This window comes from Agrobacterium sp. El2ro-1b, from assembly GCF_048298475.1.
Lineage (GTDB): Bacteria > Pseudomonadota > Alphaproteobacteria > Rhizobiales > Rhizobiaceae > Agrobacterium > Agrobacterium fabrum.
The window spans coordinates 1,022,481-1,041,509 of the sequence record NZ_CP103458.1 but is presented as its reverse complement, the minus strand read 5'-3'; the positions used below and the strand labels follow the sequence as shown (position 1 = coordinate 1,041,509).

Genomic DNA, 19,029 nt, shown 5'->3' with positions numbered 1-19,029 from the left:
GAGGAGCCAGCATGAATTTTTCACTTCACTTCGAGGCCGTGTTTGCTGAATCGGATCTGATCTGGCGCGGCATCCTGCTGACGATAGGCCTGTCGGCAACCGCTATCGTCCTCGGCACGATTATCGCCGTGGCGCTGGTCGCCATGCGCAGTCTCGGCAACGGAGCCATCCGCTTCGGCGTCGATTCCTATGTCGAACTGCTCAGGAACACGCCATTTCTCGTCCAGCTCTTCATGGTCTTTTTCGGACTGCCGCTCGTCGGCTTTCGCATGTCCGGGACACAGGCCGCACTCTTTGCCATGACGCTCAACCTTTCGGCCTATGCGACGGAGATCATTCGCGCCGGGGTGGAGTCCATACACCGCTCACAGGTGGAGGCGGGCCTGTCGCTCTCGCTCAGCCGCCTTCAGGTGTTTCGTTACGTCGTGATGAAACCGGCCTTTGCAAAAATATGGCCGGCGCTGTCCAGTCAGTTCGTGCTGATGCTTCTGGCATCGAGCATCTGCTCCTTCATCTCTGTGCCGGAGCTCTCCGGTGCGGCTTCGATCATTGAGCAACGGACGTTTCGAAGCTTTGAGACCTACATCGTCGTGACCGTCATCTACCTCCTTCTCGCGCTGGCGCTGAAAATCATTCTCGCATGGCTCGGTCACTGGCTGTTCCGCCGCCGCGTCAAGGTTTTCTCCCCGATGACCGTCCAGGAAGGAATTGCCTGATGTCCACATTCGGTTGGCCTGAATTTCTTTTCCTGCTTCGTGGGGCCGGCTGGTCCATCGTCCTGACCGCCATTGCCTTCAGTATCGGCTCGCTGACGGGCGGCTTCTTCGCCATCATGCGGCTTTCGCAATACGGATCGGTTCGCAGCGTCGCGGCAGGTTACATCACCGTCATTCAGTCGATACCGGTGCTGATGATCCTGTTCATGTCCTATTACGGGTTGACGCTGTTCGGGTTCGAAATACCGCCACTGCTCGCCGCATCGGTGTCCTTGTCGGTCTATGTTTCGGCCTATCTGGCGGAAATCTGGCGCGGCTCCATTCAGGCGGTGCCAAAGCCGCAATGGGAGGCCTCGGCCTCGCTGGCGCTCACGCGTTTCCAGCAATATCGCTACGTCATCCTGCCGCAGGCGCTGCGGCTTTCCCTGCCTCCGACGGTGGGGTTCCTTGTCCAGCTCGTCAAGAACACCTCCATCGTATCCGTGGTCGGCTTCGTGGAACTCTCCCGCGCAGGCCAGCTCGTCAACAATGCGACGTTCAGACCCTTCCAGGTGTTCTTTGTCGTCGCCCTTCTTTATTTCGCGATCTGCTTTCCGCTATCGCGCCTCAGTCGCCATCTCGAAAGGGTTCTCCATGTCGGTCGTAACAATTGATCAGGTGCACAAGCGTTATGGCGCCCTCGAAGTTCTGAAGGGTGTATCGCTGAATGTCGAGGCGGGACAGGTGGTCGCCATCATCGGGCGCAGCGGCTCCGGCAAAAGCACGATGCTGCGTTGTATCAACGGTCTCGAAGAGTTTCAATCCGGCAGTATCACCGCCGCGGGACACAGGGTGGAGCAGGACCAGACCAAGCTCAGACAGTTGCGCAAGGACGTCGGCATCGTCTTCCAGAGCTATAATCTCTTTCCGCATCTGACCGTCGGTGAAAACATCATGCTGTCTCCGAAGATAACGCAGGATGTCGCCAGGGCTGATGCCGATGTGCTGGCGCGCAAAGTGCTGGCGCAGGTGGGGCTGGCGGAAAAATTCGACGCTTATCCCGACATGCTGTCGGGTGGACAACAGCAGCGTGTTGCCATCGCCCGCTCGCTGGCGATGCGGCCGAAAGTCATGTTGTTCGACGAAGTGACATCCGCCCTCGATCCCGAACTGACGGGAGAAGTGCTACTCGTCATGGAACAGCTGGCGCGGGAAGGCATGACGATGTTGCTGGTGACCCATGAAATGAGCTTTGCCCGCAGCGTCGCACATGTGACCGTCTTCATGCATCAGGGTAAGATCTGGGAAATGGGCGCTTCGAAACAGCTGTTCGAGAAACCACAAACGCCCGAGCTGCAGGCATTCCTCTCCAACGGCGTGAAATAGGCGGCGGAAGAGCAGGTCAGGCAAACGCAGTCACCGACCCTGCGCCACGAGGCTGTCGCTTCAAGGCGAATAAAAGAAGCAACGGAGATGGCCATCACTCTGCGTTGCTTCGGCGCGTTCAGGCCGCTTCGGCTCCGAGGTCGTGATCGGACCTGGAAACCGTTCCCGGGACAATTTCATTGACCGGAATCCCCGCCCGGCGTCTATTCACAACGCTGCTTATATCATCTGCCTGATCTCTTCATGTTTCGAAGATTGAATCAGGATTCGATATGCATCCTTCACGAAATTTTAGGGGATTGCAGAACACATATGGAACATATAGTGTTCGTTCTGTATTTGTTTCGCGACTCCAACGACGATTCTCAAGGGTGTTTTCCTCATGCTCACGCGCAAACAGCAGGAATTGCTTCTCTTCATTCATGAAAGAATGAAAGAGTCCGGCGTGCCGCCCTCCTTCGATGAAATGAAGGACGCACTCGATCTTGCTTCCAAATCCGGCATCCACCGGCTGATCACCGCGCTCGAAGAGCGCGGGTTTATTCGCCGGCTACCTAACAGGGCGCGGGCGCTGGAAGTCATCAAGCTGCCCGAGGCTTATACGCCGGGCGCAAGGCCGCAGCGCGGCTTTTCGCCGAGCGTCATCGAAGGCAGCCTTGGAAAACCGAAGGAGCCGGAACAGGCCCCTGCCGCGAAGGCGCCCGCCAATGATTTCGCCGGAGCCGCCACCATTCCGGTCATGGGTCGTATCGCTGCCGGTGTGCCGATTTCCGCCATCCAGAACAATACCCATGATGTGGCCGTGCCGGTGGACATGCTGGGTTCCGGCGAGCATTACGCGCTCGAGGTCAAAGGCGATTCGATGATCGAGGCCGGAATTTTTGATGGCGATACCGTCATCATCCGCAACGGCAACACCGCCAATCCGGGCGATATCGTCGTGGCGCTGGTGGATGATGAAGAAGCCACGCTGAAACGTTTCCGCCGCAAGGGTGCGTCCATCGCGCTGGAAGCGGCGAACCCGGCCTACGAGACCCGCATTTTTGGACCAGATCGGGTAAAAATCCAGGGTAAGCTGGTGGGGTTGATCCGCCGTTACCATTGAGATCTGGATGCTGTTGCCGGTATCACTGAAACCGAATAGGTTTTCAGGCGCGACAGATTTGGCGTTCGAAATGAATGGCGCATCGTTCCGTTGAATTGATGCGCCTTTTCTTTGTAAAATTGGCAAAAGCGCTCGTTGCTGCGAAATTCCGTCGTGTATGACGGCCCGTCCATCAATTGGCGTTATGGGAGCCATGGATTCTTTGCGATATTCCAAGGCCCCTTTGCATGTATAGAAATGTGCGTTCTATCGGGGAAAACGCCATGTACGATCTCTATATTGCCAACAAGAACTATTCCTCATGGTCATTGCGGCCCTGGGTTTTGATGCGCACGCTTGGCATCGCCTTTGATGAAAAACTCGTTCCCTTTAGTGAAGGTGTTTCCTTCTCAAGCTTTTCGCCGACCGGCAAGGTGCCCTGCCTTGTTGATGAGGGCGTGACGATCTGGGAAACGCTGTCGATCACCGAATATCTGGCCGAGAGACATCAGGGCGTCTGGGCAAGCGACAAGCAGGCACGGGCCTGGTCACGCTCGGCGGCGAGTGAAATGCATGCGGGATTTTCCTCGCTGCGCAATCTCTACCCCATGTCGGTCGGTATCCGCGTAAAACCCAAAGCCGGCGATGCCGGGCTTTCGGCCGACATAAAGCGCATCGATGCGTTGTGGAGCGAAGGCCTCGCAAAATTCGGCGGTCCGTTTCTCGCTGGTCAAAAATTCACGGCGGTCGACGCCTTCTTCTGCCCGGTGGCGTTCCGTTTCCAGACCTATGGCGCCGATCTTTCGCCGGCGGCGAAGGCCTATTGCGACCGGCTGCTTGCCCTGCCCGCCATGCGCGAATGGTATGAAGCGGGACTGAAGGAGACATGGCGCGATGCCGCGCATGAAGAGGAAATCGGCAACATTGGCGAATTGACCGCGGATTTGCGCGCCACGGCCTGATGATCCCGGCTGGCGGCACTCATTGCGATGCCGTCAGCAACCCGGTCACGGCGTCAGGCACGTCATGGTCAAAACGGCCGCTCTTCCAATCATAGAAGCGGTGTTCACTCCACGGCCTATCGGTGCCGGCGGTTGCCGCGCGCATCCGCCCTACCACCGCTGCTTGATCGCTGCCGGCGAAATTTATCTCCACCGAGCCGATGCGCCTTAATACGTCGCGATCGAGCAGCAGGGCACCCGAGCGGCATTGCGCAAACGACGTCCTGCGGGAGACGATAACGATATCGGCGATGTCACAGGCTTTCCCGGCAAATCGGCCGTCTTCCAGCACGATGATAAACTCGCCGCCTTTCGCACGCGCCGCACACCAGATGCCTGTCCTGCAGGTGAAGACACCGGGCGCGGCATCTCTCAGCGTCGTTATCATCTCCCGGGCCACGGCCTTCATATCCTCGGGCGCCAGCTTCGATTTTGCGCTGAGAGCAACGGTAGTTGCCGGAAACCCCGTCTTGAGAAGGACGGGTGAGAGCGGTTTCTCAGGCAACAGCAGCACCCTCTGCCATTGCTCATAGATGAAGCCCTGCGGCCGCGTTTTTGTGGTGTAGACCCTGCCCTCGTCCAGAAGCGCCACCAGCTTGCCTTCCTCATGGATAAGCAGATCGGGCAGACTGCGTTGGGCGACGGCGCCTGAGAGGCCGAAGGCGAGGAGCAAAGGTGGAACTCCAAGCAGTGCCAGCCGGGTGCGCAGCAATGTCAGCAGCAGGAAACCCACGGAGGCGATGCCGATGAACCAGCCATGCGGCCGCCCGGTCGCAGCGCTGCCGCCCCAGGACGCCACTTCCTGCGCAACCTCGATGACAAGCGCCATGCCGTAACCCATGACCTTCAGAAATGGTGCATCAAGCCCGAAGGGCATCAACAGCATGGCGATGAGGCCGAAGGGCATGACGACCAGCGACATCAGCGGCATAGCCGCCAGATTGGCGAAAAGTCCATAGGTGGTGACACGCTGGAAATGCTCAACCGAATAGATCGCCGTCGAGAGCCCGCCGATCAGCGATGTGGTGACAACACCACCGATGATGGCGCCTGCCGTTCCCGCCACCGTCATCCACGCCGGTTTACGCCCGATGAACAGACGCTCCCGGTCGGTGCGCCAGCGGCTCCAGGCGGCATAAGCGGCAACAAGCGCGATCGTCGCGGCAAAGGACATCTGGAAGCTCGGCCCCATGATTTCCGAAGGAGAGAGAGCGAGGATGACCAGAGCGGACAACGCAACATTCCTGAGGCTGAGCGAGGGCTGATCGAACAGTACCGCGATCAGCATCACCGACATCATCAGCCAGGCACGCTCGGCGGAAACGGCAAAACCTGAAATCAGGTAATAGGCAAGCGTCATCAGGAGCGCCGCGAAGGCGGACATTTTCTTCACCGGCCAGCGCTGCGCGAAAGCCGGAAACAGGCTGAAGGCGAGCCTCAGCCCCACAAAAAATATGCCTGAGGCCAGCGCCATGTTGAGCCCGGATATGGCGACGATATGGGCAAGGCCGGAAAGCCGCAGGGCTTCCATCGTCCCGGCCGATATGGCCTGTCTCTCATCGGTGACGATAGAGGCGGCAAAAGCGCCGGCATCACCACCGATGGTGTTGCGGATGCGCTCGGCAATGGCGGTGCGCAGGCCGTAAAGTCGCATATCGGCCCATTCCAGCCAGTCCTCTTTTGCGTCGATATCAGGGGCCGTTATCGTCTGCGGCGGCTTATAAAAAAAGCCGGTCGCGCCTATTCCCCTGAAATAAGAGGCGAAGGCGAAATCATTGAGGCCGGGCAAGGCCGGACCGGATGGCGGCGAAAGCCGCGCCTTGCCGCGGATGGTCGCACCGAGTGCCGCCGGCTCGCCGCCGCCGCGGGCCAGCAAAGAGACCTTTCCCGGAGGACGTGACACTGTCGGCGCCTCCGTCGCAGCCAGTTGCACCACATACCGCCAGTCGCCGCGGGCATCGACCTCCCGGCGTATCACCGTACCTGATATGGTGGTGGTGACGGGCGTATCCAGCACCACTGTCCCTGCCCGCCGCGTTTCGAATTCGGCAAAAAGCATGCCCAGCAACAACAGAGCGACGATGCTGCAGGCCGTGGCTGCCAGGGTCGCGCGATATCGGGTGGCGACTGCCAGGCCGGCGGCGAGCAAAAAAAGAACGACGAGAAGCGGCAAAGAAGGTGCTGCATCCAGTGAAAACCAGAGGATCGCTCCGCAACCGATGAAAACAGGCACGAAAAGAAAATCATGGCCGAATGCGCGTTCCTCGGCGAGGCAGTTGGTGATTTTCTGGACAATGGCAGTTTGCGGTTTCGGCCTGCGGACGAGGGCCGACAGATCATATGTCGCGACCTCGCCGGTCCGGCGCAGCGGTGACAGGATATCCGCCGTGCGGGGCAATCCGCCCTGCATCGTTTCGGCATACCCGAAATGCTGTTTTTCCCCTTGACCAAGCAATCTGCGCCGCGCCCCTGCCGCACCGGAAACAGGTTTGCAGGCGACGCGGTGGATTGCAATGCTTTCCTTTAACCCTGCGTTGACCGAGATTGAATTGCCATGATCGATAAAGCGAAAAGCGACGCGATTGCGTTTGCCGCAATGCACAATTTGACCTTTGGATAGCTTGGCATCGGCGCCAGGATCATATAGCTAATCGGTAGACGCTTAACCGCGAGGCGTGTCTCAACGCCTCCACCCGCATGTTCTCGGAGGATCAGTATGACGGAAAAAAGCGCTACAGTGACACTTGGCGAAAAGCAGGTGGAACTCCCGGTAAGGGAAGGCACGATTGGACCAAGCGTCGTCGATATCGCCACGCTCTACAAGCACACGGGCTCCTTCACCTACGACCCGGGTTTCACGTCGACGGCCTCCTGCGAATCCAAGATCACCTATATCGACGGTGACGAGGGCGTTCTCCTGCACCGTGGTTTCCCCATCGAGCAACTGGCTGAACAGGGCGACTTCCTCGAAACCTGCTATCTGCTGCTCTACGGCGAACTGCCGACGGCTGCGCAGAAGAAGGATTTCGACACCCGCGTCACGCGCCACACCATGGTGCATGAGCAGATGAGCCGCTTCTTCACCGGCTATCGTCGCGACGCACATCCGATGGCTGTCATGTGCGGCACGGTCGGCGCTCTCTCAGCCTTCTACCACGACTCGACGGACATCACCGATCCGCACCAGCGCATGGTCGCTTCGCTGCGCATGATCGCGAAGATGCCGACGATCGCCGCCATGGCCTACAAGTACCATATCGGCCAGCCCTTCGTTTACCCGAAGAACGATCTCGATTACGCCTCCAACTTCCTGCACATGTGCTTTGCCGTGCCGTGCGAGGACTACAAGGTGGATCCGGTTCTGGCCCGCGCCATGGATCGCATCTTCATCCTGCATGCCGATCACGAGCAGAACGCCTCCACCTCCACGGTGCGTCTTGCCGGTTCGTCGGGTGCCAACCCCTTCGCCTGTATCGCGGCTGGCATCGCCTGCCTTTGGGGGCCGGCGCATGGTGGCGCCAACGAGGCTGCGCTCAACATGCTGAATGAGATCGGCACGGTCGACCGCATTCCGGAATACATTGCCCGCGCCAAGGACAAGAACGATCCGTTCCGCCTGATGGGCTTTGGCCACCGCGTCTACAAGAACTACGACCCGCGCGCCAAGATCATGCAGAAGACGATGTATGAAGTGCTGGAAGCCACCGGCAACTCCGACGATCCGATCATGCAGGTCGCGCTCGAACTCGAAAAGATCGCTCTTTCCGATCCTTATTTCGTTGAGAAGAAGCTCTACCCGAACGTGGACTTCTATTCGGGCATCACGCTGAAGGCGCTTGGCTTCCCCACGACCATGTTCACCGTCCTTTTCGCTCTCGCCCGCACCGTTGGCTGGATCGCGCAGTGGAACGAAATGATCGAGGATCCGCAGCAGCGCATCGGCCGTCCGCGCCAGCTCTACACGGGCGCCGGCAAACGTGACTACGTTCCGGTTTCCAAGCGTTAAGCTTCGAAATCCTGTAAGATCAAAGGCCGGCAGGTTTTCACCCGCCGGCCTTTTTGTTGGGCGTCTTCGGGATATTTCTCAGTGGCGCGCGGCAACGCCGAGAAACTGCTTGAGCTCGGGCGTCGCGGGATTGGAGAACACCTCTTCCGGCGGACCAATTTCATGCACTCTGCCCTCATGCATGAAAACGACGCGGGAGCAGACGTCGCGCGCAAATTTCATTTCATGCGTTACCATCAGCAGCGTCATGCCTTCGCTGGCCAGCTCCCGCACCACCGCCAACACTTCCGAGACCAGCTCGGGATCGAGCGCCGAGGTAATCTCGTCGCAGAGGAGCGCGATAGGCTGCATGGCAAGTGCGCGGGCAATGGCGACGCGCTGCTGCTGGCCACCGGATAATTCGTCAGGATAGGCATCGAACTTATGCGCCAGCCCGACTCGTTCCAGCATGTTGCGGGCAACGGCTTCCGCTTCCGGTTTCGGTGTCTTCTTCACCACCGTCTGAGACAGCATGACGTTGCCGCCGACCGTCTGGTGCGGGAAGAGATTGAACTGCTGGAAGATCATGCCGACCTTCAGCCGCAAAGCTTTCAGATGCAGATCATCGTCGAGAAGCTGCGCGCCGGCGACTGATATGGAACCGGCCGAAATCGTCTCCAGCCCGTTGATGCAGCGAAGCAGGGTCGATTTTCCCGATCCGCTCTTGCCGATGATGGCGATGACCTCGCCGGGCTCCACATCAAGGTTGATGCCTTTCAGAACCTCGTTGCTGCCATAGCTTTTGCGGACTTCAGTGATTTCGATGAGCGACATTGAGCTTCCTTTCGAGGATCTGGCTGCTCTTCGACAGAGGCCAGCACAGCGCGAAATAGATGAGGGCGACGAGCCCATAAACGGTGAAGGGCTGAAAGGTGGCGTTGGTGACGACCGTGCCGGCCTTGGACAGTTCCACGAAGCCGATGATCGAGGTTACCGCCGTTCCCTTGATGACCTGTACGAAAAAACCGACGGTCGGCGGAACGGCCACCCGCATGGCCTGCGGCAGGATGACGTAGCGCATCTGTTGCAAGCGTCCCATGGCAAGGCTTGCCGACGCCTCCCATTGGCCTTTCGCGACAGATTCGACGCAGCCGCGCCAGATTTCGGTGAGAAAGGCGGCCGCCCACAGGATCAGCGTCAAGCCCGCTGCCAGCCAGGCCGGCACATCGATGCCGACGAGGCCGAGGCCGAAAAAGGCGATGAAAAGCTGCATCAAAAGCGGCGTTCCCTGGAAAAGCTCGACATAATAGCGCGCGAAAACCCGCATCGATTTTTTGCGGGAAATGCGCATGAAGAGCAGAAGCAACGCCACGAGACCACCGCCGGCAAAGGAAACGAGCGACAGCAGCACGGTCCAGCGCGTGGCGAGCAACAGGTTTCTGAGAATATCCCAGGTGGAGAATTCGATCATCGGACACTCCTGCGCGGAAAAATGAGGTTACCGGCCATGACCAGCAACTGCCTCAAGAGAATGGCCAGCACGAGATAGATGACGGTGGAGACCATGTAGGCTTCAAAGGCGCGGAAGGTGCGCGACTGGATGAAATTGGCAGCGAAGGTCAAATCCTCGGCGGCGATCTGCGACACGACCGACGAGCCGAGCATGACGATCACTACCTGCGACGACAGCGCCGGCCAGATGCGTTGCAGGGACGGCACCAGCACCACATGCCGGAAGGTTTCGAAACGGGTCATGGCAAGGCTTGCCCCAGCCTCGAACTGCCCCTTGGGCGTCGCCTGAATGCCGGCGCGGATGATTTCGCAGCTATAGGCTCCGAGATTGACCACCATGGCGATGTTGGCCGCGCTCAGTTCCGACAATTGCAGGCCAAGCGACGGCAGGCCGAAGAAGATAAAAAACAATTGTATGAGAAATGGCGTATTGCGAATGAGCTCCACATAGGTCGCTACCGGCGGCCGCAGCCATTTGGGCCCGAGCGCGCGCACCCAGGCGCAGAATATGCCGAGCGCGATGCCGAGAACGCCGCCGACGGCAATCAATTCCAGCGTGATGGCAATGCCCTTGGCGATCTGCGGGTAATAATCGAGAAGCCATCCAAAATCGAATGTGTATTTCACCCGATATTTCCTTTCGGGGAGGACAAACCATGCGCCGCGCCGGGATCAGACACGGCCGGCGCATGGATTTGCCAGGTTGGTCAGAGATCCTTCGGGAGGTCGGTTTTCAGCCACTTCTGCGCGATCGTGTTCAGCGAACCATCGGTCTTTGCAGTCGCGATGATGGCGTTGACCTTTTCCAGCAGCGCCGGCTGTTCCTTGTTCAGGCCGATATAGCAGGGGGAATTCTTGATCAGGAATTTCAGCTCGGGTCGCTTCGGCGGGTTCTTAGCCAGAATGGCGGCGGCCACGACATTGCCCGTGGCCACGGCTTCCACCTGGCCGGCGAGGAAGGCGGAGATGGTGCCGTTATTGTCCTCGTAACGCTTGATGGTGGTGTCGGCCGGAGCGACCTTGGTCAGTTCCAGATCCTCGACAGCGCCACGGGTGACGCCGATGGTCTTGCCCGAGAGATCTTCCGCCTTGGCGACGGTAACCGAGTCCGGTGCAAAGACGCCGTTGAAGAAGGGCGCATAGGCGGTGGAGAAGTCGATGACCTTTTCACGGTCCGGGTTCTTGCCGAGGCTCGAGATGACGAGATCGACCTTGTTGGTCTGCAGATAGGGAACGCGGTTGGCGCTGGTGACCGGCACCAGCTCCACCTTCACGCCAAGCTTCTCGCCGATCAGATTGGCAACGTCGATATCGTAACCCTGCGGCGCCATATCCGTGCCGACGCTGCCGAAGGGCGGGAAATCCTGCGGGACCGCAACACGGATCGTACCGCGCGAGGAAATATCGCTAAGCGCATCGGCAAAGGCTGCGGGCGAGAAACCAAGCGTTGCGGAAACAGCGGCGATGGCGAGCAATGAACGTCTGGACAACATGGGAGACTACTCCTTGGGGCTTGAGAAAAGGGGCTGCAATGAAAGGGAGTTGCGAAGCTCATAAAACGGGTCCGGTCTGCGGGTGAGATCGAGACCGGTTTCGACTTCGTGGAGATGGCGGATGGCGAGTTCGGCGGCAGCATGGAAATCGGCCGCCCTGATCGCCTCGAAGATGCGGCAGTGCCCGTCATGCGATTGCTGCGCATGGAAATCGGACTGATAGAGCATGGAGATGAGGATGGTTCTGGCCGTCAGGTCACGGAGCGCTTCGACGATGATGTCGTTTCCGGCGATTTCGGCGATGCGGATGTGAAAATCCCCCATCAGGCAGGTCAGGCGCTGTCGATCACCTTTGGCAATTGCCGCCCTCTCCTCATCGAGATGACCGGAAAGCAGGGCAATGCCTTGCGCGCTCACAGTGGAAAGATTGCGCAGAAGGCCATATTCGATGATGCGGCGCGCCTCATAGACCTTGATGGATTCTTCAGCGGAAGGCTCCACCACGAACCAGCCGCGACGTGGGCTGACGGTGACGATGCCGCGCGTCTCAAGCCGCATCATCGCCTCGCGGATGCGCGTGCGCGACACGCTGAAAAGGCTGGCGAGCTGGTTCTCGCTGAGCCGGGTTCCGGGACGGATGCGCGCGGAAAGAATGCCTGAGATGATGGCGTCTTCTACCGCGCTCTGGGCGCTTTCGGATGTATTGCTGTCTTGCATACAAGATTGAAAGCAAGAGCCGTGCCAGACGAAAATTTAACGGCTCGCGGGCCGCTGATGATCAGCGGCTTGCCGCCCTAGCAATCAAATGCGCTAAAACAGAGCCCTCGACTGCCTTGATCGGCGGCAGGTGGAACTGAGCGTTACCTGTCTGCGAACCGCGATTACGCCGCTCGGACAGGAGAAATATGATCAGGCTGAGCGGCTATTTTTCGTGTTCAGGACATCGAGAAGAATGGCTGCACCGGTTTCGCCGGGAGGGATCTCCGTATGCAGACGCTGCTGCACCAGCGCATAACCTTCGAGCATCGCCCGCCGTTCGGTGGTATCGGAAGACAGGCGCTCGGCCCAGCGCAGCATCGAGCCTGATCGCACCACCTCGTTGAAATATTCCGGTATGATGGCGTAATCGGCAATCAGATTCGGCAAGGCGCCTGTCCATGTCTTCACCCGCTTGCTCAGCATGGTGAAAATCCAGTCGGTCTTGTAGACCGAGATCGTCGGGACGCCGGTCAGCGCCAGTTCGAGAATGACGGTGCCGGAAGCGGCAATGGCCGCATCGGCCTCGGCAAACGCCTTCCACTTGAAGGCAGAGTCGATACCGATCTCTGGCCTGATATCGTCCGGCCACGCCGCTGCCATTTCGCGGATGCGATGTTCCTGCCGTGGCACGGTGGGCAGAAGGAACCGGGTGGGGCCATTGCGGCTCACGAAGGCCTTCGCCGCTTCCTGAAACGGCTCCATCAACCGCGTCGTCTCAGTGGAGCGCGAGCCCGGCAGTAGAAGGATGGTCTTCGGCTGGCCTTGCTCCGGAAGAGGCCGGTCAGCCCGCCTCTGCCTTGCCGCCAGCACTTCGGGATCGACGCTGAGCCGGTGGCCGACGAATGTCGTCGGCGGACCGCCAAGACGCCGCATGGCTTCCGGTTCAAAGGGCAGCAGGGCCAGAACGTGGTCGACATAAGACAACATCGCCGTGGCGCGATATTCCTTCCACGCCCAAACGCTCGGGCAGACATAATTGACGACTGGCAGCTGCGGCAATTGCTTGCGGACTTTTTTCGCGACACGATGGGTGAAGTCCGGGCTGTCGATGATCAACAGAATGTCCGGTTTTGCGGCCACGATGGCCGCGGCGGTCTGGTTGATCCGTGCGATGAGTTTCGGCAGCTTCTTGAGAACCTGCGTGAAGCCCATGATGGAGAGTTCGGAATAGTCGAACAGGGAGGTGAGCCCCTGCGCCTCCAGCGCTTCACCGCCAACGCCCACCAGTTCGACAGAACCCGCATATCGGGCTTTGAGCGAGCGGATCAGATCCGCGCCCAAGAGATCGCCGGATACTTCGCCTGCAATTACCGCCACTTTTAATGCCGCTGTCATCCGATCATGTCTCCGCCCACCATGTCACCACCGAGTGATGTATCGATGCCGCAGACGAATATGCCCGCCTCGTCGGCGGCTTTCAACATCGCCTCACGATCAAGCACCAGCGCCCGCCCGGCTTCGACGGCAATGCCCGCCAGTCCGGCTTTTTTCGCATTTTCCACGGTTTCGATGCCGATGGTCGGCAGATCGGCACGTATATCCTGCTGGGGCTTGCAGAGCTTGACCAGCACGCCTTTACGGCGGGGCGATATGCGCCCTTCGGCACGTAGAGCGGCGACACGCGCCAGCATGGCATCCGTGCCCTCGACACCTTCCAACGCCACGATGCGGCCACCGACCGAAATGGCCCCCTGCCCGACATCGAGCTTGCCGAGCGCAAGTGCAGCCTCAGCCGCCTTGCGAATATCCTTCAAATCCTCTTCGGCAGGTTTTTGCCCACCGAAAGGCCCCGTGGTTGCCAGCAGTCCGGGCGCAATCTCGTGCGCACCGATGACTTTTGCGCCGAGCGTACTGATGATCTTGATCACCATCTGCAGAACCGCATCATCGCCACCCGAGAGCAGCGTTTTGACAATGGAGGGCAGCTTGAGCAGGATGCCGGCGGTAGGGCGGATTTCCCGCCATTCCGGCCGGCGCGCCACGGCGCCGGACAAGACGACACGGTCTACATGATTTTCGCGCAGCAGACGGCCAAGCCCTGCGACATCGCCGACGCTGATGACGGCGTTGTCAAAACCGCTCCAGTCGAAACGGGAATCATCGCGCAAGCGCACGATGAAGGGGTTCTCGCCCATCTCCCGGGCGGCCGCCGCCACATAAAGCGGCAGCTGGCCGCTGCCGGCCACGATGGCGAGACGCCCGCCACCTGTCACGGCTCACTTGCCCCGGTTGGGCGAAGAAATCGCGCGGTCGCTGCCCGCACCGATGAAATCGATGATTTCCAGCGCCTGCGGGCAATCCAGATAGTCGTTACGATCGATAGCCGCCGCGTTGCCGCGGATCGTGCCTTCAGCCTCAAAGATCGCCTTGTAGACGCGCCTGACCTTGTGGATGTCCGCACGCTCGATACCAGAGCGTGTCATGCCGACGACGTTCAGACCACCGAGAATGCCGGGATTGCCATTCAGCATGCCATAAGGAATGACGTCGTAATTGACCGCCGACAGTCCGCCGATGAAAGCCTGACGGCCGATGCGGGTGAACTGGTGAACGGCGCATCCGCCACCCAGAATAGCGCGATCCTCGATGGTGACATGGCCAGCCAGCATCACATTATTGGACAGGATGATGTGGCTGCCGAGACGGCAATCATGCGCCACGTGCGAATTGGCGAGGAAGAGATTGTCGTCGCCGACGATGGTCTTGCCGCCGCCATCGGAACTGCCGGCATTCATCGTCACGCCTTCGCGCATGATGCAGCGTTCACCGATTTCGAGCGTCGTTTCCGAACCATCGTGGCGAATCGCCTGGGGCGTGCCGCCGATGACCGCCATCGGATGCACGACCGATCCGCGGCCAATGACCGTCAGGCCGGACACCACGGCGTGGTTGTGCAGCCGGACATCATCATGCAACGTCACCTTCGGCCCGACATAGCTGAGCGCACCGATGACGACGTTTTCACCGACCACCGCACCGTCTTCAATGACGGCCGTCGGGTGAATTCTGGCCGAGGCCGCGATCGTGCTCATTGCTGATCCTCGGGGATCATCATAGCACCGACATCAGCCTCCGCCACAAGCGCGCCGTCCACCTTCGCTTCGCAATGGAACTTAAAGACATTGCCGCGCTGACGCTGTTTGGTGACATGGATTTCGAGACGATCACCAGGTACCACGGGCTTGCGGAAACGCGCATTGTCGATCGTCATGAAGTAGACCAGGTGGCCTCCTTCGCCCTGGCTGCGAGCGCATATGGCACCTGCCGTCTGAGCCATGGCTTCAACGATCAGAACGCCCGGCATAATCGGGCGATCAGGGAAATGGCCGGTGAAATGCGGCTCGTTGACGGTCACATTCTTGATGCCGATCGCTGAATTATTACCATCAATCTCGATGATCTTGTCGATCAGCAGGAACGGGTAACGATGCGGCAGAAGTTTCATGACTTCCAGGATGTCGGCTGTGCCAAGCGTCGCCTTCGTTTCGTCAGCCATTGTTTTTCTCTCCTGTTTTTTTATCACGCTCATCGACGCGCGCCAGAATATCGGCCATATCGCGCAGGAAATGCTTCATCGGACGCGCCGGTATTCCGCCGTAACGGGCGCCAGCCGGAACATCGGAAACCACACCGCTCATCGCGGCGATCTGCACACCGTCACCAATGGTGATATGACCATTGATGCCCGTTGCGCCGCCAATCATCACGCCGTCGCCTATGCGGGTACTGCCCGCAATGCCGACGCCACTGACGATGCCGCAATGGCGGCCGATGCGAACGTTGTGACCGATCTGCACCTGATTGTCGATCTTGGTGCCTTCACCAATAACGGTGTCATCCATCGTGCCGCGATCGATCGTTGTGTTGGCGCCGACCTCGACATTGTCCTGAATGATGACCCGGCCGATCTGCACGATCTTCAGCATGCCACGCGGACCCGGCGCATAACCGAAACCATCCTGGCCGATGCGTGCGCCGTTGTGGATGATGACATTATTGCCGAGCAGCGCCGCCAGAATGCTCGCTCCACCAGCAATCGTGCAATCGCGGCCGATCTGGACATTGGAGCCGATAACGACACCCGGGCCAATGCGCGTGCCCGCGCCGATATGAACGCCCGCGCCGATCACGGCCATGGGTTCTACGATGACGCCCGGCTCGAGCTTTGCCGACGGATCGACATAAGCAGCCGGGGAAATTTCCGCCTCCATCGAAGCAACAAGCGACGGCCGCATGGCGGATGGATGCAGCAAAGCACCAGCCTGCGCAAACAGCGTGTGCGGGGTCTTCGATATCAATGCGGGAATATGGGAAGGAATCAGGCTCTTCAGGGCCGCGTCACAAATGACAGCAGCGGCCTCGCAGGTCAGCAGCTCTTCGCCGCTCTTGCGGGAAAGAATGTAACAGAGCTGATCCGGTTTTGCCCGGTAGACCGGTGCAACGGACCTGATAATCCGCTCGCCCGCCGCCTCATCAGACAGTTCCGCCCCAAAACGGTCTGCGATATCTTTCAATCGCAGTCCCTCGTGGGGCGGAAAAAATGCGTTGTATTCCATCAGCCGGAAACTCCAGAACGTTCAAAGTTGCAGTTCTGGACTGCCGATATCAGAAAGTGTTGGACATGCCAAACCGGAAACGCTGTTCCTCGTCGTAGTCTTCCTTGGCAATCGGCACGGCGTAGTCGACACGGATCGGACCGAAGGGCGACGCCCACATCACGCCGATACCGGCGGATGCACGGATGGAGTTGTCATCCTTGACGGTCTGCGACGTCGAGACCTTGTTGCCATACATCGTACCGGCATCAACGAAACCAGCAAGACGAAGGCCGAAGTCTTCGGGAATACCAGGCATGGGGGCCGTGACTTCAGCAGACGCTGCGAAGTAGGTCGTGCCACCGATGGAGTCCGAACCGATGCGCGGGCCGATACCATCGTTCTTAAAGCCGCGAACCTGACGACCGCCGAACTTGAACTGGTCGAAGACGAGCAGATTGTCGCCCGTCGGCATGACATGACCCGCCTGGCCGGTGAGCGAACCGATGACATCGTATTCGTCGGACAGCGTGTAGTAATACCGCGCCTTGGCATAGATCTTGTAGTATTCGGAATCACCGCCGAGACCTGCAAATTCGTTCGTCAACGCAGCCTGCCAGCCTTCACGCGGCATGTTGCGGTCATCGAGCGTATTGTAGTTCAACGTGTTCGAGAGGATGGACTGGGTCCAGTCCTCACCGCGGATCAGAGCCTGATACGGTTCTGCGAGATTGGCGTTGTTCTGCCAGTCGCCCTTACCTTCATAATTGATCTGCTTATAGGTATATTTGAACGTCGTCGACAGGTTCTCGGTGATCGGCGCTGTTACGCGCAGTGCGAAGCCCTGTTCATCGTAGTTGTAGTAGTCTTCGCTCTTGCTCTGGTTCTTGAAGAGATCGAAGCCAGCCGCCAGACGGTAGCCGAGGAAATAGGGCTCGGTGAAGGACAGCGAGTAGGTACGCGCATCGTCTTCGCCAGCACCGGCAGCAACACGGATGTACTGGCCGCGACCGAGGAAGTTCTTTTCTTCGACCGATGCCTCGAGCAGTACGCCGTCGTTCTGCGAGTAACCCGCACCGATACCGAACGAGCCGGTCGACTGGTCTTCAACGTCGACCACGATCACAACGCGGTCAGGCGCGCTTCCGCCGGCGGTCGAGATATTGACCTTGGAGAAATAACCGAGCGCTTCAAGGCGGCGCTTTGCAGCAGTGATGATCGTCTGGTTGAACGCATCACCTTCGGAAATATCGAATTCGCGACGGATGACGTAATCACGCGTACGGGTGTTGCCGCGGATTTCGATACGCTCGACATAGGCGCGCTCGCCCTGATCGACGATATAGGTCACGCCGATGGTGTTGCCAGACATATCACGGTCGCCGCGCGGCGTAACACGAGCGAAGGGATAACCTTCACCGGCAACGCGCTTGGAGATCGCTTCCATGCTCTGCTGAACTTCCTTGGCGCTGTAGCTTGCACCCTGGCGGGTTTCTACGAGGCCCTGAAGTTCGGAACCGTCAACACCCGGAACAGTCGATTCGACTGCGACATTGCCGAAGTCGTACTTCTTGCCTTCGTCGACCGTGATGGAAATGGTGTATTCGTTCTTGGACTCGTCCAGAACCGCATCGGAAGACACGACGCGGAAGTCGGCATAACCGCGGTTGTAATAGAACTGGCGCAGCGCCTCTTCGTCGGCGCGCAGCTTGTCCTCATTATAGACGTCCTTGCGTGTCAGGAACGACAGCATGTTGGACTTCTTGGTATTGATCACAGCGGCCAGACGGCCGTCGCTATAGGAATTGTTGCCGATGAAATCGATGCGGCCGATCTTGGTGCGTTCACCTTCGTTGATGACGAAAGCGATGTTTACGCGGCCCTGACCGACAGACACGGTCTGCGTGGTGATTTCGACGTCGCTACGACCGATAGCGGAATAGGCTTCCTTGATGCGGGCGATATCCGCCGTCACGATTGCCTGGTTGAACGGGCCCATCGGCTGGGTCTGCACCACGCCGGCAAGCTTGTCGTCCTTGATCTTACGGTTACCGTTGAAGACGACCTGGTTGACAAGCTGGTTCTCATTGACCGTTACGACCAGCGTGCTGCCGGAAACGCGCATGGAGACATTCGAGAAGTAACCGGTGGCGTAAAGACGCTTCACCGATTCATCGATGTCGGAATTGGAAAAGTTCTTACCCGGCGCAATGGTGATGTTGGAACGCACGGAGTCCGCACCGGACCTCTCGGCCCCGCGAACATCGATCTTGCTGATAACCGCTGCATTTGCAGCACCAGCAGAGGCAAGCACGCCAAGGCCCGCAACCGAAGAAACACCAGCAGACAGCGCAACCGCCGACACAGCGTTCAAAAATCTTGAACCAGCCTTCATTTCAAATCTTACCTTTTTACGTTGTCCCTCAGCGGGCGGAACCCGACTCCGGCCATGTGCGTCGTTTTACCTGCTTTTCCCCTACAAGCAAGTCAGAACGTTAAATTCTGTTTACTTCGTGATCCAGAGTGGCTCATTCGCCACTTCGGCATAAAAACAAGGTAAACAAGCCCCTAACAAAACC

The 19,029-nt window shown here is 58.9% G+C and carries 18 protein-coding genes; 6 read left to right on the top strand and 12 right to left on the bottom strand.

Annotation, left to right across the window (positions count from 1 at the left end; genetic code table 11):
• Positions 1 to 11 precede the first annotated feature (11 nt).
• From NYR50_RS05155 to NYR50_RS05135, 5 genes are all read left to right on the top strand, one after another.
• The gene (locus NYR50_RS05155; protein ID WP_418136974.1) at positions 12 to 716 is read left to right on the top strand and encodes an amino acid ABC transporter permease; all 705 of its coding nucleotides are present in this window, start codon (positions 12 to 14) and stop codon (positions 714 to 716) included.
• Positions 716 to 1,369 (top strand): amino acid ABC transporter permease, encoded by a 654-nt coding sequence (locus NYR50_RS05150; protein WP_230057936.1) that lies wholly within the window; start codon positions 716 to 718, stop codon positions 1,367 to 1,369. Before NYR50_RS05155 ends, NYR50_RS05150 begins: the two co-directional genes overlap by 1 nt.
• Positions 1,350 to 2,081, top strand: a complete 732-nt coding sequence (locus NYR50_RS05145; protein ID WP_080811996.1) for an amino acid ABC transporter ATP-binding protein — start codon at positions 1,350 to 1,352, stop codon at positions 2,079 to 2,081. The genes NYR50_RS05150 and NYR50_RS05145 overlap by 20 nt, the downstream gene beginning before the upstream one ends.
• Before the next feature lie 382 nt (positions 2,082 to 2,463).
• On the top strand, positions 2,464 to 3,186 hold the full coding sequence (gene lexA / locus NYR50_RS05140) for a transcriptional repressor LexA (RefSeq protein ID WP_174008333.1): 723 nt from the start codon (positions 2,464 to 2,466) through the stop codon (positions 3,184 to 3,186).
• A gap of 263 nt (positions 3,187 to 3,449) precedes the next feature.
• On the top strand, positions 3,450 to 4,127 hold the full coding sequence (locus NYR50_RS05135; RefSeq protein ID WP_418136973.1) for a glutathione S-transferase family protein: 678 nt from the start codon (positions 3,450 to 3,452) through the stop codon (positions 4,125 to 4,127).
• Positions 4,128 to 4,146: 19 nt separating this feature from the next.
• Here the strand turns inward: NYR50_RS05135 and NYR50_RS05130 are convergent, their stop codons facing one another.
• Positions 4,147 to 6,576, bottom strand: a complete 2,430-nt coding sequence (locus tag NYR50_RS05130; RefSeq protein ID WP_418136972.1) for a ComEC/Rec2 family competence protein — start codon at positions 6,574 to 6,576, stop codon at positions 4,147 to 4,149.
• Positions 6,577 to 6,882: 306 nt separating this feature from the next.
• Between NYR50_RS05130 and gltA the strand changes: the two genes are divergently transcribed.
• Positions 6,883 to 8,172, top strand: a complete 1,290-nt coding sequence (gltA, locus tag NYR50_RS05125; protein WP_003502585.1) for a citrate synthase — start codon at positions 6,883 to 6,885, stop codon at positions 8,170 to 8,172.
• Between the two features lie 78 nt (positions 8,173 to 8,250).
• Here the strand turns inward: gltA and NYR50_RS05120 are convergent, their stop codons facing one another.
• The 11 genes from NYR50_RS05120 to bamA all read right to left on the bottom strand — a co-directional run bounded on the left by NYR50_RS05120 (position 8,251) and on the right by bamA (position 18,845).
• Positions 8,251 to 8,985 (bottom strand): amino acid ABC transporter ATP-binding protein, encoded by a 735-nt coding sequence (locus NYR50_RS05120; RefSeq protein ID WP_174008331.1) that lies wholly within the window; start codon positions 8,983 to 8,985, stop codon positions 8,251 to 8,253.
• The gene (locus NYR50_RS05115) at positions 8,963 to 9,622 is read right to left on the bottom strand and encodes an amino acid ABC transporter permease (RefSeq protein ID WP_418136971.1); all 660 of its coding nucleotides are present in this window, start codon (positions 9,620 to 9,622) and stop codon (positions 8,963 to 8,965) included. The genes NYR50_RS05120 and NYR50_RS05115 overlap by 23 nt, the downstream gene beginning before the upstream one ends.
• Positions 9,619 to 10,290, bottom strand: coding sequence for an amino acid ABC transporter permease (locus NYR50_RS05110; protein ID WP_418136970.1), 672 nt, complete (start codon positions 10,288 to 10,290; stop codon positions 9,619 to 9,621). Before NYR50_RS05110 ends, NYR50_RS05115 begins: the two co-directional genes overlap by 4 nt.
• Positions 10,291 to 10,370: 80 nt before the next feature.
• The gene (locus tag NYR50_RS05105; RefSeq protein WP_418136969.1) at positions 10,371 to 11,156 is read right to left on the bottom strand and encodes a transporter substrate-binding domain-containing protein; all 786 of its coding nucleotides are present in this window, start codon (positions 11,154 to 11,156) and stop codon (positions 10,371 to 10,373) included.
• A 6-nt stretch (positions 11,157 to 11,162) separates the two neighbouring features.
• Positions 11,163 to 11,873, bottom strand: a complete 711-nt coding sequence (locus NYR50_RS05100) for a GntR family transcriptional regulator (RefSeq protein ID WP_418136968.1) — start codon at positions 11,871 to 11,873, stop codon at positions 11,163 to 11,165.
• Positions 11,874 to 12,065: 192 nt separating this feature from the next.
• Positions 12,066 to 13,250 (bottom strand): lipid-A-disaccharide synthase, encoded by a 1,185-nt coding sequence (gene lpxB, locus NYR50_RS05095; RefSeq protein ID WP_418136967.1) that lies wholly within the window; start codon positions 13,248 to 13,250, stop codon positions 12,066 to 12,068.
• Entirely contained in the window at positions 13,247 to 14,128 is an 882-nt protein-coding gene (locus NYR50_RS05090; protein WP_418136966.1) for an LpxI family protein, read from the bottom strand. Before NYR50_RS05090 ends, lpxB begins: the two co-directional genes overlap by 4 nt.
• Before the next feature lie 3 nt (positions 14,129 to 14,131).
• The gene (gene lpxA / locus NYR50_RS05085; protein ID WP_418136965.1) at positions 14,132 to 14,947 is read right to left on the bottom strand and encodes an acyl-ACP--UDP-N-acetylglucosamine O-acyltransferase; all 816 of its coding nucleotides are present in this window, start codon (positions 14,945 to 14,947) and stop codon (positions 14,132 to 14,134) included.
• Positions 14,944 to 15,411, bottom strand: a complete 468-nt coding sequence (gene fabZ, locus NYR50_RS05080; protein ID WP_080809102.1) for a 3-hydroxyacyl-ACP dehydratase FabZ — start codon at positions 15,409 to 15,411, stop codon at positions 14,944 to 14,946. Before fabZ ends, lpxA begins: the two co-directional genes overlap by 4 nt.
• A complete protein-coding gene (gene lpxD, locus NYR50_RS05075) occupies positions 15,404 to 16,471 on the bottom strand; it encodes a UDP-3-O-(3-hydroxymyristoyl)glucosamine N-acyltransferase (protein WP_418136964.1) in 1,068 nt (355 codons plus the stop codon). Before lpxD ends, fabZ begins: the two co-directional genes overlap by 8 nt.
• Before the next feature lie 49 nt (positions 16,472 to 16,520).
• Positions 16,521 to 18,845 (bottom strand): outer membrane protein assembly factor BamA, encoded by a 2,325-nt coding sequence (gene bamA, locus NYR50_RS05070; protein ID WP_418136963.1) that lies wholly within the window; start codon positions 18,843 to 18,845, stop codon positions 16,521 to 16,523.
• Positions 18,846 to 19,029 lie beyond the last annotated feature (184 nt).

What these genes read in the sequence shown, in the direction of transcription:
- NYR50_RS05155 (WP_418136974.1), top strand. Translation starts at nt 12, where the DNA reads ATGAATTTTTCACTTCACTTCGAGGCCGTGTTTGCTGAATCGGATCTG.
- NYR50_RS05150 (WP_230057936.1), top strand. Translation starts at nt 716, where the DNA reads ATGTCCACATTCGGTTGGCCTGAATTTCTTTTCCTGCTTCGTGGGGCC.
- NYR50_RS05145 (WP_080811996.1), top strand. Translation starts at nt 1,350, where the DNA reads ATGTCGGTCGTAACAATTGATCAGGTGCACAAGCGTTATGGCGCCCTC.
- lexA (WP_174008333.1), top strand. Translation starts at nt 2,464, where the DNA reads ATGCTCACGCGCAAACAGCAGGAATTGCTTCTCTTCATTCATGAAAGA.
- NYR50_RS05135 (WP_418136973.1), top strand. Translation starts at nt 3,450, where the DNA reads ATGTACGATCTCTATATTGCCAACAAGAACTATTCCTCATGGTCATTG.
- NYR50_RS05130 (WP_418136972.1), bottom strand. Translation starts at nt 6,576, where the DNA reads ATGCAGGGCGGATTGCCCCGCACGGCGGATATCCTGTCACCGCTGCGC.
- gltA (WP_003502585.1), top strand. Translation starts at nt 6,883, where the DNA reads ATGACGGAAAAAAGCGCTACAGTGACACTTGGCGAAAAGCAGGTGGAA.
- NYR50_RS05120 (WP_174008331.1), bottom strand. Translation starts at nt 8,985, where the DNA reads ATGTCGCTCATCGAAATCACTGAAGTCCGCAAAAGCTATGGCAGCAAC.
- NYR50_RS05115 (WP_418136971.1), bottom strand. Translation starts at nt 9,622, where the DNA reads ATGATCGAATTCTCCACCTGGGATATTCTCAGAAACCTGTTGCTCGCC.
- NYR50_RS05105 (WP_418136969.1), bottom strand. Translation starts at nt 11,156, where the DNA reads ATGTTGTCCAGACGTTCATTGCTCGCCATCGCCGCTGTTTCCGCAACG.
- NYR50_RS05100 (WP_418136968.1), bottom strand. Translation starts at nt 11,873, where the DNA reads ATGCAAGACAGCAATACATCCGAAAGCGCCCAGAGCGCGGTAGAAGAC.
- lpxB (WP_418136967.1), bottom strand. Translation starts at nt 13,250, where the DNA reads ATGACAGCGGCATTAAAAGTGGCGGTAATTGCAGGCGAAGTATCCGGC.
- lpxA (WP_418136965.1), bottom strand. Translation starts at nt 14,947, where the DNA reads ATGAGCACGATCGCGGCCTCGGCCAGAATTCACCCGACGGCCGTCATT.
- fabZ (WP_080809102.1), bottom strand. Translation starts at nt 15,411, where the DNA reads ATGGCTGACGAAACGAAGGCGACGCTTGGCACAGCCGACATCCTGGAA.
- lpxD (WP_418136964.1), bottom strand. Translation starts at nt 16,471, where the DNA reads ATGGAATACAACGCATTTTTTCCGCCCCACGAGGGACTGCGATTGAAA.
- bamA (WP_418136963.1), bottom strand. Translation starts at nt 18,845, where the DNA reads ATGAAGGCTGGTTCAAGATTTTTGAACGCTGTGTCGGCGGTTGCGCTG.